Here is a 12,520-nt window from a genome sequence, read left to right as displayed (position 1 = left end):
ATCATCGGAACCCACACGGAGTACACAAAAATGAAAACCTTGATCAGCCTGTTTCTGACCGTTGTCGCCACCTCCGCCATGGCCGCCGGCAACGAACCCGCCACTCCGTACAACCCGGCGCAACCGCTGGACATCGCCAAGGTGCTTTCCGTGACAAACACCGCCACCGCCTGCGACGTAGTGCCGGCGACCATGGTCTACATCGATCATCAAGGCCAGACCCACCGCGTGACGTATCAGGTCATGGGCAGCTGCACGAGCAACCTGTGATCGCTGGCTCGCGGCACGACTCAAACGACCATCCGTTTCGCCTGCAAGGCCAGATCATGCAGCCCGGCCAAGCGCGCCATGATGCGCTCGACCACTTCGACCCGGGCCAGCGCACCACTTTGCAGTTCGCCCATCGAGTGCAGCGCCACTTCGGCCTTTTCCAGCCCCAGACGCGTTGAACCGGCCAACTGCTCGATACCTTGGCGCGCATGCTCGGCGGACTGTTCCAGGCCCGTCGCGATCTGCCTGATCTGCGCACTGGAATCCGCCGCCTGACGTGACAGATTGCGCACTTCGTCCGCCACCACCGCAAAGCCTCGACCATGGCTGCCCGCCCGCGCCGCCTCGATGGCTGCGTTCAACGCCAGCAGATTGGTCTGACGGGAAATGTCCTGAATGCTGCCGACAATTGCACCAATGCGCATCGACTGAGCGCCGAGTTCATCGAATACTTGATCGAGACGCTGCATATAGAGGTTCAGGTCCCCCAGCACACTGGCCGAAGACTGCATGCTCAGCGCACTCGCCTTCACCCGCTCACCGGCCGTGCGCGCCAGCTGATTGGCAAAACGCATGTCTTCCTCGGTTTGCAGCACCGACTCGGTCAATTGCTCCAGCGTGAGGTGCACAATCGCACCGGGCCATTCGCGCTCGGGTTGCACTGCCGGGGTCGGGGGCTCGATCAGCTCCACGCTCGGCACGGGAGTTTCAGACTCAAGCGGCAGCGTCACTGTCACCGGTGGCTGTCGACGATACAGCGCCGCAGCGAACAGCAATGCGAGGTTGATCCCGCCAGCCAGCAGCAGCCGCTCGTTATCGCCCCAGGCCAACAGCACAGCGCCCACGCCAGCACTCATCAACAGTAAACCCGCACCGATCTTGCGCGGCCCGCGCTCTTGCGCGCCGGTCATAGCAGCGTCCAGGTGTAACTGAGGATCAAGCGGTTTTCGTCGATATCACTGCGGTAGTTGGAACGCGCCACGGCGTTGCGCACGCGTATCCCGAGACCTTTGAGGGTGCCGCTCTGCAGCACATAACCGAGATCGAGATCGCGTTCGCGGTCCTTGCCTTCGAAACCCTTGCCGGTGTCGACGTTGTTGCCGGTGATGTAACGCACAGTGCTGGTCAGCCCCGGCACCCCGAGGGCGGCGAAGTCGTAGTCATAGCGCGCCTGCCAGGAGCGTTCGTCGGTGTAGGCAAACTCGTAGGTCGGCACCTCGTTGCCCAGCGGCGAGATGTTGGCGAAGACTCGTGGGAAGGCACTATCACCATACATCCCCTGATAACCGACATAGAACGTATGGCCGCCATGCTTGGCCGAGAGCAAGGAGAAGAACGCCCGGTTGTCGATGTTACCCAGCAATTTTTTGCCGTCCTCATGGGAGTCGTAGTAACCGAGGTTGGCGCCCAGGGTCCAGTCGCCCAACGGTTCACTGTGCTTGAGGCCGAGGAAGCGCTGGTTGTAGATATCGTCCAGTTGCCCGTACCAGGCACTGACCGAGGTGCGTTTGTCATTGAAGGCGTAATCGGCGCCCGCAAAGTTGAAGCCGTCACTGCTGGCCTGGCGCTGCGGCACATGACCGAGCATGGCCTGCATTTTTTGCTCGCCGGACTCGTTGCGCAGACTGGTCGAACTCAAATGCCCTGCCTGCAAGGTCAGGCCGCTGATCTCGCTAGAGCTGATGCTCGCCCCTTGGTAGGTCGGCGGCAGCAAGCGAATATCGCTGAAGGCCAGCACCGGCAGGTTGGGTTGCAATTCACCGACCTTCAATTCGGTACGCGAGTAACGCAGCTTCAATGCGCCGGCCAGACGACTGTAATCATCCGCCGCCCGCCCATCGCTCTGTACCGGCAACAGCCCGGTATTGACCCGGTCCGGACTGCTGTCGAGCTTGAGGCCGAGCAAGCCAATGACATCCACGCCGACACCGAGGGTGCCTTGGGTGTAACCGGATTTGACGTTAAGGATGAAGCCTTGGGCCCACTCTTCGGCCTTCGACTGTCTGTTGGCCCCGACGATGTCGGAAAAGTCCCGGCTGAAGTAGTAATTGCGCGCCTGCAAGGTGGCGCTGGCGTCTTCGATAAAGCCGCCCTCGGCAGCCATCAGGCCACTGGAAAAACCCGAGACGACCGCCAGGGACACCGCTGAACCCAGTGTGGGGAGAATCTGTTTCATCGCTTTTCTCTTATTGTTATTGATCGACAGGTTGGCGTGCGCCACCCGCAGCGTTGCGATGCGGGTGGTGGGAGTCAGACGCTGGTCGGCACCAGTCTCGAGGCGACGCCTTTGCTGCTGCGTTGGCAGCTGATGGCGAACACGGCCATGGCGATGGCGGCGATCGCCCCCGGCAAGGCGAACGCCATGAAATTCAGTTGCAGCGGCAGACTTATTCCCAGCAACGCACCGCCCAGAAGCGGGCCGACGATGGCCCCGAAGTTCAGTACCAGCAGGAATGACAGACTCGAACCCAGGCTATAACCGGCGTTGGCCATCAGTTTCGGCAGCCAGGAGCTCAAGGCATACACCATCAACAGGCAGCAGAAAAACGCCAGCCACAACATGAGCGTGCGCATCGCCCGGCCTTCACGAAACAGCTGTAAAACCGGGGTGCCGCTGCCCTTCACTTCGGTCATGTGCAGTTGATCGGTGGCTTGCGCAACATAAGCCGGGTCAACCCGTTGGAGCACCTTGCGCGCCTGTTCATTGCGACCCTGACGCAGCATGAAACCTACCGACTCGGGCAAGAAATACATGATCAGCGGCAACAGTAGCAACGGCACAATCGCCACATAAAACACCGACTGCCAGCCAAAGCTCGGGATCAGCACGATACCGAGCCCGGCCGAGAGCATGCCGCCCACCGAGTAGCCGCTGAACATGATCGCCACCAGGGTACTGCGGATCTTTTTCGGCGCGTACTCGTTCATCAGCGCCACCACGTTGGGCATCACCCCGCCAATCCCCAGCCCGGCGATGAACCGGCAAATGCCAAATTCAGTAGGGTTGCCGGCAAAACCATTGAGTACGGTAAAACCGCTGAAAAGCATCACGCACAGGGTGATGGCTTTTTTGCGGCCGATCCTGTCCGACAGCGGGCCGAAAAACAGCGCCCCGAACATCATGCCAAACAGTGCATAACTGCCTAATGCACCTGCCTGCAGAGGACTCAGCCCCCAGTCCTTCATCAACATCGGCAGCACCACGCCGTAGATCACCAGATCGTAACCATCGAAGATGATGATCAGGGCACACCAGCACAGCACCCTCCAGTGAAAACGGTTGAAGCGTGCGTTGTCGATAAGCTCATGTACGTCGATCGTGCGCATGGCATCTTTTCTCTTGTTGTTGTTTTTTTAAGAGCTTCGGTAACGCGGTAAACGTCCGTAAAGCCGAGGGTAGGGACGTCTGGCGCGCGGCAATATCCGCTTTGTGCAGATCGCTATCCGTTTTGTGCAGTGCCCTGGACCGGGCCTTGGAGGAAGATCGCTGGATGCTTGCAACGATGAAGGCTCGGGAAAGTTTTTCCTCTCCGACAAACTGTCTTCTTTGCGATCGCATTTGAACGCTAAGCTTGGCCTATGGATGACTCAGATTATTTGCGCCTGCTGACCATCGCGGCCGAGCAAGCCAACGCGTTCCTTTCCAATGCCCGCAAATGGGAGCGTGAGCGTTGGGTTTGCCAACGCCTGCTGCAAGGCTTGAACATTCCCTACCGCGTCGACGAATTCACCCCCGCTGGTGAACCGCCGGATGTACTGTTTCGCGAGGCAAATTTCGAGGTGTTCTTCGTGCTCGACGAAGGTCGACGGTTGAATGACGAGTGGCGCGACGAGCTGCAACGCCGGCGCAGTGCATTCTCCCTGAGCCAACTGGTGCGCCGCGAAGCCAAGCCCAGGCGTATTCCAGCCAACGAGTTCTTGCTGAGACTGGCACCGACCTTGCGCAAAAAAGCCCATAACTACAAAGAACGCGGGATGGACCTGGGCGAACTGGACATCATCGCCTTCGCCAGCCTCAAGCGCGAAGTGCTCGACCTCAACAGCCATTTCCCGCCGCCCACCGAATACCTGCGCCAGGGGTGGCGCTCGTTGTCGCTGGTCGGCCCGACCTTCGCTCGAGTGCTGTTCGCTCACCCGGATGCACCGGACTTTTTGCGCGGTAACCTGGGACGCAGCATCCTCTTCGACGTCGGGATCAGCCTGTGAACTCACGACAGCAATTGTTGGCGCCCCCGCTGTAGCTTCTATACATTTAGCAACGTCTACCTGACGAGGCCTTATCATGACCAGCCGCCTGAAACCCGACGACCAGCAGCATGTCGAAGAGTATCTGCAACTGTCGCAGAACCGAGTCGAGCGCCGGCCTTTCCGGCCGTGGATGCTCCTCGTGGTGGTATTGGCAGTGACCATTGGCCTGGGCCTTGTGAGCCGACTTATCAGTTACCTGACGCTATGAGCAGCGTGGCGCTCGCTCGGGTAATTGCACCGATTTCCTTTAGCCTTGCGAGATATCCCCATGACTCATCGTATTGTCATCGTTGGCGGCGGCGCCGGCGGTCTGGAGTTGGCTACCCGTCTGGGTAAGACTCTGGGCAAGCGTGGCACGGCCAGTGTGATGCTGGTCGACGCGAACCTGACGCACATCTGGAAACCGCTGTTACATGAAGTGGCGGCAGGTTCGCTGAACTCTTCCGAAGACGAACTCAACTATGTTGCCCAGGCAAAATGGAACCACTTCGAGTTCCAGCTGGGGCGCATGAGCGGGCTCGATCGCGCACAGAAAAAAATCCAGTTGGCGGCTACCTACGATGAAAATGGCCGGGAACTGGTGCCGGCACGCGAAGTGGCTTACGACTCGCTGGTGATTTCGGTCGGCAGCACCACCAACGATTTCGGCACCCAGGGCGCGGCGCAACACTGCCTGTTCCTCGACACCCGTAAACAGGCCGAGCGCTTCCACCAGCAATTGCTCAACCACTACCTGCGCGCCCACGCCGGGCAATCCGATGCGGTGCAACAGATCAGCGTGGCCATCGTCGGCGCGGGCGCCACCGGCGTTGAACTGGCGGCGGAACTGCACAACGCGGCCCACGAACTGGCGGCATACGGCCTGGACCGGATTCTTCCGGAAAACATGCACATCACCCTGATCGAAGCTGGCCCACGGGTGCTGCCTGCCCTGCCGGAGCGGATCGGCGGACCTGTGCATAAAACCCTGGAAAAACTCGGCGTCACGGTGCTGACTAACGCAGCCGTCAGTGAAGTCACCGCCGATGCGCTGATCACTGCCAGCGGCCAGGAGATCAAGGCCAGCCTGAAAGTCTGGGCAGCCGGGATCCGTGCGCCGGGTTTCCTCAAGGATATCGACGGCCTGGAAACCAACCGGATCAACCAGCTGCAAGTGCTGCCGACCCTGCAAACCACCCGCGACGAAAATATCTTTGCTTTCGGTGACTGCGCGGCCTGCCCACAACCGGGCACCGATCGCAACGTGCCGCCACGTGCGCAAGCCGCGCACCAACAAGCCTCGCTGCTGGCCAAATCGTTGAAACTGCGCATCGAAGGCAAGCCGTTGCCGACGTACAAGTACACCGATTACGGCTCCCTGATCTCGCTGTCGCGTTTTTCGGCTGTGGGTAACTTGATGGGCAACCTGACCGGCAGCGTAATGCTCGAAGGCTGGCTGGCGCGGATGTTTTACGTGTCGCTGTACCGCATGCACCAGGTCGCGTTGTACGGCCCGTTCCGCACAGCGATGCTGATGCTCGGCAGCAGGATTGGTCGCGGCACTGAACCGCGGCTCAAGCTGCATTAAGATCCTCTCGTCCGTTAATTGATCGTTCCTACGAGTGCGTGGGAACGATCATTTGTAGCGATACCGGATTTCAGCAGGCAAAAAAAATCCCCGTATCTTTCGATACGAGGATTTTTAATATGGTCGGGGTAAGGGGATTCGAACTCCTGACATCCTGCTCCCAAAGCAGGCGCGCTACCGGACTGCGCTATACCCCGGTAAAAAAAAGGCACCCTTTTAAAAGAGCGCCTTCTTCGATCAGCGCTTTTGGCCTCTGATCTTAAGATTCGATTCCAGCGCTAACTGGTTTCAAAAATGGTGGGTCGTGTGGGATTCGAACCTACGACCAATTGGTTAAAAGCCAACTGCTCTACCAACTGAGCTAACGACCCAAAAATGGTCGGGGTAAGGGGATTCGAACTCCTGACATCCTGCTCCCAAAGCAGGCGCGCTACCGGACTGCGCTATACCCCGGTTTGAAATTGGCTCCGTGACCAGGACTCGAACCTGGGACCCAATGATTAACAGTCATTTGCTCTACCGACTGAGCTATCACGGAACTACATATTTCAATTACAACTGTGAAGCTTGCTTCACCTCTTCGACCCGTTCGCATCGCTGCGTTCGTGTGTCTGAGGCGCGCTATTTTACAATCTTAAGCACCTCTGTCAACCCCCTAAATTGCTTTCAAGACAATGATTTGCAACTTATTTCAGATTTCTCCTTGGGGAGAAGAAACCGCTGGGGTGACTTACTGCGGGGCGCACTTTACAAGCCTTTTCCTTACAGTTCAACACCCTAAGAAAAAAAAGGCCCCGCGATGCGGGGCCTCCTTCATTACCGTGCAGCGAACGGTCAGTTGAAAACGATTTCGTCGTTCGCCACAGTGGCCGTCACAGTGGTGCCCGGCAGGAAGCTGCCGGCCAGAATCAGCTGTGCCAGCGGGTTCTCGATCCAGCGCTGGATCGCTCGTTTGAGCGGCCGTGCGCCATAGACCGGGTCGTAACCCACCGCAATCAACTTATCCAGCGCCTCGCTGCTCAGCGTCAGTTTCAGCTCGCGCTCGGCCAGACGGCTGCGCAGGCGACCCAACTGGATCTCGGTAATGCCGGCAATCTGATCCCGTGCCAATGGCTCGAAGATCACCACTTCGTCGATCCGGTTGATGAACTCCGGACGGAAGTGCGTCGACACTGCATCCATCACCGCTGCACGCTGCGCTTCACGATCACCGACCAGTTCCTGGATCTGCACCGAGCCCAGGTTGGAGGTCATGACGATCACTGTATTGCGGAAATCCACGGTACGTCCGTGACTGTCGGTCAGACGGCCATCTTCCAGCACTTGCAGCAGCACGTTGAACACGTCCGGGTGGGCCTTCTCGACCTCGTCCAGGAGGATCACCGAATACGGCTTGCGACGCACCGCCTCGGTCAGGTAACCGCCCTCCTCGTAGCCCACGTAGCCTGGTGGCGCACCGATCAGCCGCGCCACGGAATGTTTCTCCATGAACTCGGACATGTCGATCCGCACCATCGCCTCTTCGGTATCAAAGAGGAATTCGGCCAAGGCTTTGCACAACTCGGTTTTACCGACACCGGTCGGGCCGAGGAACATGAACGAACCGCTTGGGCGATTCGGGTCGGACAACCCGGCACGCGAACGGCGCACGGCGTTAGCCACCGCCACCACGGCTTCGTTCTGGCCGATCACGCGTTGATGTAGCAGGCTTTCCATCTTCAGCAGCTTGTCGCGCTCACCTTCGAGCATTTTCGACACCGGAATACCGGTCCATTTCGACACGACTTCGGCGATCTCTTCTTCAGTCACCTTGCTGCGCAGCAACTGGTTTTCGCTCTTGCCATGCTGGTCGACCATTTGCAGGCTGCGTTCCAGATCCGGGATCACCCCGTACTGCAATTCGGCCATGCGGTTGAGGTCGCCTTTGCGGCGGGCAGCTTCCAGTTCCTGGCGGGACTGTTCGATTTTCTGCTGGATCTGCGCTGAGCCCTGCACTTCGGCTTTTTCCGAAGCCCAGATTTCTTCCAGATCCGAATACTCACGCTCGTGCCGGGCAATTTCTTCCTGGAGCTTTTCAAGACGCTTCTTCGCCGCTTCATCGTCCTCTTTCTTCAGCGCCTGAGACTCAACCTTCAGTTGAATCAAGCGCCGTTCCAGACGATCCAGCACTTCCGGTTTGGAGTCGATCTCCATGCGAATGCGGCTGGCCGCTTCGTCGATCAGGTCGATAGCCTTGTCCGGCAACTGACGGTCGGTAATGTAACGATGGCTCAACTTGGCCGCCGCAATGATCGCGCCGTCGGTGATCGCCACCTTGTGGTGAACCTCGTAGCGCTCTTTCAGGCCACGCAGGATCGCGATGGTGTCTTCTTCGCTCGGTTCATCCACCAGGACCTTCTGGAAGCGCCGCTCAAGGGCCGCATCCTTCTCGATATATTGGCGATACTCGTTGAGCGTGGTCGCGCCGACGCAATGCAGCTCGCCACGGGCCAGGGCTGGTTTGAGCATGTTGCCGGCGTCCATAGAGCCTTCGGCTTTACCGGCACCGACCATGGTGTGCAGTTCGTCGATGAACAGGATGATCTGGCCTTCCTGCTTCGACAGCTCGTTAAGCAGGGATTTCAGGCGCTCTTCGAACTCGCCACGGTACTTGGCACCGGCAATCAGCGCGCCCATGTCCAGCGACAGCAGGCGTTTGCTTTTCAGACCATCCGGCACTTCGCCGTTGATGATGCGCTGGGCCAGGCCTTCGGCGATGGCGGTTTTACCCACGCCAGGCTCACCGATCAGCACCGGGTTGTTCTTGGTGCGGCGCTGCAGGACCTGGATGGTCCGGCGAATCTCGTCGTCACGGCCGATCACCGGGTCGAGCTTGCCTTCTTCGGCGCGCTTGGTCAGGTCAATGGTGTATTTGTCCAGCGCCTGACGCGATTCCTCGACGTTGGCGTCATTTACCGCTTCGCCGCCACGCAGGTTGTTGATCGCGTTTTCCAGGGCTTTCTTGCTCACGCCCTGACCGAGCAGCAACTTGCCGAGCTTGCTGTTCTCGTCCATGGCAGCGAGCAGTACCAGCTCGCTGGAGATGAACTGGTCACCCTTCTGCTGGGCCAGGCGATCGGCCTGATTGAGCAGACGCGCCAAGTCCTGCGACATGTTCACGTCGCCGGTGGGATTCTGGATTTTTGGTAGACGGTCGAGCTCTTTGCTCAACTCTTTGCGCAGGCTGTTGATGTCAAAACCGACTTGCATCAACAACGGCTTGATCGAGCCGCCCTGCTGCTCCAGCAGCGCTTGCATCAGGTGCGCAGGTTCAATACCCGGATGGTCGAGGCCGACAGCCAGGGATTGGGCGTCGGACAAGGCTAACTGCAATTTACTGGTTAAACGGTCTATACGCATTGGTCACCTTCCTTTGAGCAGGCCGGAGCGATGGACACACCTAAATAGAGAAACCTGCCAGATACCCCACTAGATGCGGTCAATTCTGGAAGATTCAAGCAGTGTTTGATTGACGCAGATCAGAAAAGTCTAGCGTTCGAGCCAGACCAGGGAAGCAAACCGACCGGTGCGCGGACTGCGGCGGTAAGAGAAGAAGCGTGGATCGGTCACGGTGCAGAAGCCGCCACCGTAAACAGCAGTAACACCGCAGGCTGCCAGGCGCAGGCGCGCCAGCGTATAGATGTCGGCCATGAACTTGCCGGCGTTATGGCTCGGGACAAAGGCCTGATCGGTTTCCGCGAGTTGCCGGACAAAGGCTTCGCGAACTTCCGGGCCGACTTCGAACGCTTTCGGACCAATGGCCGGGCCGAGCCAGACCAGCACCTCGGCAGGGTCTACGGCCAGGCTTTCGACGGTGGCCTCCAGCACACCCGCCGCCAGACCGCGCCAACCGGCGTGAGCGGCAGCGACACGGGTGCCAGCGCGATCACAGAACAACGCTGGCAGGCAGTCGGCCGTCATTGCCGTACAGGCGATGCCCGGCGTGGCCGTCCAGCTGGCATCGGCCGTCGCCACTGCAGTCGGGTCGGCATAGGCCACGGTAACCCCGTGAACCTGTTGCAACCAGGCCGGTTGAATAGAGAAATGATCGGTGAGGCGACGGCGGTTCTCGGCAACCGCTTCAGGGTTGTCGTCGACGTGATCGCCCAGATTGAGGCTGTCGAACGGCGCCAGACTGACGCCGCCCGCCCGGGTGGTGACGCAGGCTTTTATCCCGGCCGGCGCGGGCCAGTCAGGAATCAGCCAGTCAATCATCCGATGAACGCCTCACGGTCTTGCTTGAGCAGCGACAGCAACCAGACAAAATCGTCCGGCAGTGGCGACTCCCAGCTCATGCGCTTACCGGTGGTCGGATGATCCAGTTCCAGGAAACGCGCATGCAGCGCCTGACGCGGGAAATGTTTCAGCGATTCAACCATGGTCACACTGGCTGCCGGCGGAATACGGAAGCGACCGCCGTAGGCAGGATCTCCGACCAACGGGAAGTTGATGTGGGCCATGTGCACGCGAATCTGGTGCGTACGACCGGTTTCCAGCTTGACCCGCACGTGAGTGTGGGAGCGGAAACGCTCGAGCACGCGGTAATGACTGACCGCCTGCTTGCCACCTTCCATCACCGCCATGCGCTGGCGTTGCTGGCCGTGACGACCGATCGGCGCGTTGATCTTGCCGCCGGCAGTGACCACGCCGATCACGATGCATTCGTAGATCCGGCTGACGCTGCGGCTCTGCAACTGCGTAACCAGCTGCGTCTGCGCCTGAATGGTCTTGGCCACCACCATCAGACCGGTGGTGTCCTTGTCCAGACGGTGCACGATACCGGCGCGCGGCACATTGATGATGTCCGGCACGTGGTGCAGCAAGGCGTTGAGCAAGGTGCCGTCGGCGTGACCGGCGGCAGGATGCACCACCAGGCCCGCAGGCTTGTTGATCACCAGGATGTCGTCATCTTCATAGACGATGTCCAGCTCGATGTCTTGAGCGATCCATTCGCCCTGAGCTTCCTGCTCGGCAGTGAGTTCAAGAATGGCGCCGCCGTGGACGATGTCTCGCGGGCGGATAACCGCTCCATCCACAGTCAGGCGGCCGTCTTTGATCCAGGCGGAAAGGCGCGAGCGCGAGTGCTCAGCGAATAATTGTGCGGCGACTTGATCGAGGCGTTGGCCGCCCAGTTCGGACGGCACCTCTGCGCGAAGTTCAATTTTATCGGACATGCTCAGACTAGGCGTCGGCTACAGCCTTTGGTTTCGGCTGCGCGCTTGTGGTTAAATACGGCGTCTTTTGCCCCGAGGCTTTTCAACGGGGCACTCATCATAACAGGACGGCCCCGCCCAAGACAGCGGCCGTCATAGGGACGCAAGCCGCCATGCAAGTGAAACACCTGCTGCTGATCGCCATCCTCGCATTGACCGCTGCTTGCTCATCGAAGGAAGTCGTCGACGAAAACCTGAGCGAGGTCGAGCTGTACCAGCAGGCCCAGCACGATCTGGATAACAATAGCTATACCAGCGCCACCGCCAAGTTGAAGGCTCTGGAATCGCGTTATCCGTTCGGCCGCTATGCTGATCAGGCTCAACTCGAACTGATTTATGCGAACTACAAGAACGCCGAGCCGGAGGCTGCCAAGTCTGCCGCCGAGCGTTTTATCCGCCTGCACCCGCAGCACCCGAACGTCGACTACGCGTACTACCTCAAGGGCCTGACCTCCTTTGACCAGGACGTCGGCCTGCTGGCGCGCTTCCTGCCGCTGGACATGACCAAGCGTGACCCGGGCGCCGCACGTGACTCCTACAACGAGTTCGCCCAGCTCACCAGCCGTTACCCGAACAGCCGCTACGCGCCAGACGCCAAGCAGCGCATGATTTATCTGCGCAACCTGCTGGCGTCCTACGAAATTCACGTAGCCGACTACTACCTGACCCGTCAGGCGTACGTTGCAGCGGCCAACCGTGGTCGTTATGTAGTGGAAAACTTCCAGGAAACCCCTTCGGTCGGTGACGGCCTGGCGGTGATGGTCGAGTCCTACCAGCGCCTGCACCTGGACGAACTGGCCAACACCAGCCTCGAAACCCTGAAGCTCAACTACCCGAACCACCCGACCCTGGTCGACGGTCAGTTCGTACCACGCGTTGCCGAAGCCGACAACCGTTCGTGGCTGAGCAAGGCCACTCTGGGCCTGATCGAGTCCCGCCCACCGCTGCCGCCGGGCGAAACCCGCGCCAACCAGGACGTGATGAAGCAGTTCCAGGATGCCAAGGACGCGATCCCTGCCGAGCTCAAGCCTAAAGAAGGCGATGCGGTTGAAGAACAGCCGCACGAGGCCGAAGGCAACAGCAGCGACCCATGGTTCAGCCGCCTGACCTTCGGTGTGTTCGACTGACACCTTGGGGCACCAAAAAGGGAGACTTTCGAGTCTCCCTTTTTTATGCCCGCGTT

The 12,520-nt window shown here is 59.5% G+C and carries 10 protein-coding genes, 4 tRNA genes and 1 pseudogene; 5 read left to right on the top strand and 10 right to left on the bottom strand.

The genetic code is table 11. The features are described from left to right. The first annotated feature begins 30 nt into the window (after positions 1-30). Positions 31-270, top strand: a complete 240-nt coding sequence (locus tag AC1RJ3_RS02465) for a DUF2790 domain-containing protein (RefSeq protein WP_347928860.1) — start codon at positions 31-33, stop codon at positions 268-270. A 20-nt stretch (positions 271-290) separates the two neighbouring features. Here AC1RJ3_RS02465 and AC1RJ3_RS02460 read toward each other — a convergent pair. The 3 genes and pseudogenes from AC1RJ3_RS02460 to AC1RJ3_RS02450 form a co-directional block, all read right to left on the bottom strand. Beyond that, positions 291-683, bottom strand: a pseudogene (locus AC1RJ3_RS02460) (methyl-accepting chemotaxis protein); the annotation flags it as partial. Between the two features lie 494 nt (positions 684-1,177). Further along, positions 1,178-2,446: an OprD family porin gene (locus tag AC1RJ3_RS02455; RefSeq protein WP_493077269.1), complete on the bottom strand. Its 1,269-nt coding sequence runs from the start codon at positions 2,444-2,446 to the stop codon at positions 1,178-1,180. 74 nt (positions 2,447-2,520) lie between these two features. Beyond that, the gene (locus tag AC1RJ3_RS02450) at positions 2,521-3,597 is read right to left on the bottom strand and encodes an MFS transporter (protein ID WP_493077267.1); all 1,077 of its coding nucleotides are present in this window, start codon (positions 3,595-3,597) and stop codon (positions 2,521-2,523) included. Positions 3,598-3,849: 252 nt separating this feature from the next. Between AC1RJ3_RS02450 and AC1RJ3_RS02445 the strand changes: the two genes are divergently transcribed. The 3 genes from AC1RJ3_RS02445 to AC1RJ3_RS02435 all read left to right on the top strand — a co-directional run bounded on the left by AC1RJ3_RS02445 (position 3,850) and on the right by AC1RJ3_RS02435 (position 6,085). Continuing rightward, positions 3,850-4,476: a DUF1780 domain-containing protein gene (locus tag AC1RJ3_RS02445; protein ID WP_054595535.1), complete on the top strand. Its 627-nt coding sequence runs from the start codon at positions 3,850-3,852 to the stop codon at positions 4,474-4,476. Between the two features lie 76 nt (positions 4,477-4,552). Then, a complete protein-coding gene (locus tag AC1RJ3_RS02440) occupies positions 4,553-4,726 on the top strand; it encodes a DUF3094 family protein (protein WP_054595534.1) in 174 nt (57 codons plus the stop codon). Between the two features lie 60 nt (positions 4,727-4,786). After that, positions 4,787-6,085, top strand: coding sequence for an NAD(P)/FAD-dependent oxidoreductase (locus tag AC1RJ3_RS02435; RefSeq protein WP_054595533.1), 1,299 nt, complete (start codon positions 4,787-4,789; stop codon positions 6,083-6,085). 120 nt (positions 6,086-6,205) lie between these two features. Here AC1RJ3_RS02435 and AC1RJ3_RS02430 read toward each other — a convergent pair. The 7 genes from AC1RJ3_RS02430 to rluD form a co-directional block, all read right to left on the bottom strand. Next, positions 6,206-6,282, bottom strand: a tRNA-Pro gene (locus tag AC1RJ3_RS02430). A 98-nt stretch (positions 6,283-6,380) separates the two neighbouring features. Next, a tRNA-Lys gene (locus tag AC1RJ3_RS02425) sits at positions 6,381-6,456 on the bottom strand. A 5-nt stretch (positions 6,457-6,461) separates the two neighbouring features. Beyond that, positions 6,462-6,538 (bottom strand) — tRNA-Pro (locus tag AC1RJ3_RS02420). A 9-nt stretch (positions 6,539-6,547) separates the two neighbouring features. Then, positions 6,548-6,623 (bottom strand) — tRNA-Asn (locus AC1RJ3_RS02415). Between the two features lie 296 nt (positions 6,624-6,919). Continuing rightward, positions 6,920-9,484 carry an ATP-dependent chaperone ClpB gene (gene clpB, locus AC1RJ3_RS02410; protein WP_493077264.1) on the bottom strand — a complete coding sequence of 855 codons (2,565 nt, stop codon included), beginning with the start codon at positions 9,482-9,484 and terminating at the stop codon, positions 6,920-6,922. 129 nt (positions 9,485-9,613) lie between these two features. Next, positions 9,614-10,339, bottom strand: coding sequence for a peptidoglycan editing factor PgeF (gene pgeF / locus AC1RJ3_RS02405; protein WP_493077262.1), 726 nt, complete (start codon positions 10,337-10,339; stop codon positions 9,614-9,616). Further along, positions 10,336-11,298, bottom strand: a complete 963-nt coding sequence (gene rluD, locus AC1RJ3_RS02400; RefSeq protein WP_054595530.1) for a 23S rRNA pseudouridine(1911/1915/1917) synthase RluD — start codon at positions 11,296-11,298, stop codon at positions 10,336-10,338. The genes pgeF and rluD overlap by 4 nt, the downstream gene beginning before the upstream one ends. A 152-nt stretch (positions 11,299-11,450) precedes the next feature. Between rluD and AC1RJ3_RS02395 the strand changes: the two genes are divergently transcribed. Then, positions 11,451-12,464: an outer membrane protein assembly factor BamD gene (locus AC1RJ3_RS02395; protein ID WP_493077260.1), complete on the top strand. Its 1,014-nt coding sequence runs from the start codon at positions 11,451-11,453 to the stop codon at positions 12,462-12,464. Positions 12,465-12,520 lie beyond the last annotated feature (56 nt).

It is taken from the genome of Pseudomonas sp. GW822-FHT04C11, assembly GCF_058800905.1.
Note: the sequence above shows the minus strand (reverse complement) of the source record. Positions and strands in the feature narration are given on the sequence as shown.

What these genes read in the sequence shown, in the direction of transcription:
- AC1RJ3_RS02395 (WP_493077260.1), top strand. Translation starts at nt 11,451, where the DNA reads ATGCAAGTGAAACACCTGCTGCTGATCGCCATCCTCGCATTGACCGCT.
- AC1RJ3_RS02435 (WP_054595533.1), top strand. Translation starts at nt 4,787, where the DNA reads ATGACTCATCGTATTGTCATCGTTGGCGGCGGCGCCGGCGGTCTGGAG.
- AC1RJ3_RS02465 (WP_347928860.1), top strand. Translation starts at nt 31, where the DNA reads ATGAAAACCTTGATCAGCCTGTTTCTGACCGTTGTCGCCACCTCCGCC.
- rluD (WP_054595530.1), bottom strand. Translation starts at nt 11,298, where the DNA reads ATGTCCGATAAAATTGAACTTCGCGCAGAGGTGCCGTCCGAACTGGGC.
- AC1RJ3_RS02440 (WP_054595534.1), top strand. Translation starts at nt 4,553, where the DNA reads ATGACCAGCCGCCTGAAACCCGACGACCAGCAGCATGTCGAAGAGTAT.
- pgeF (WP_493077262.1), bottom strand. Translation starts at nt 10,339, where the DNA reads ATGATTGACTGGCTGATTCCTGACTGGCCCGCGCCGGCCGGGATAAAA.
- AC1RJ3_RS02445 (WP_054595535.1), top strand. Translation starts at nt 3,850, where the DNA reads ATGGATGACTCAGATTATTTGCGCCTGCTGACCATCGCGGCCGAGCAA.
- AC1RJ3_RS02455 (WP_493077269.1), bottom strand. Translation starts at nt 2,446, where the DNA reads ATGAAACAGATTCTCCCCACACTGGGTTCAGCGGTGTCCCTGGCGGTC.
- AC1RJ3_RS02450 (WP_493077267.1), bottom strand. Translation starts at nt 3,597, where the DNA reads ATGCGCACGATCGACGTACATGAGCTTATCGACAACGCACGCTTCAAC.
- clpB (WP_493077264.1), bottom strand. Translation starts at nt 9,484, where the DNA reads ATGCGTATAGACCGTTTAACCAGTAAATTGCAGTTAGCCTTGTCCGAC.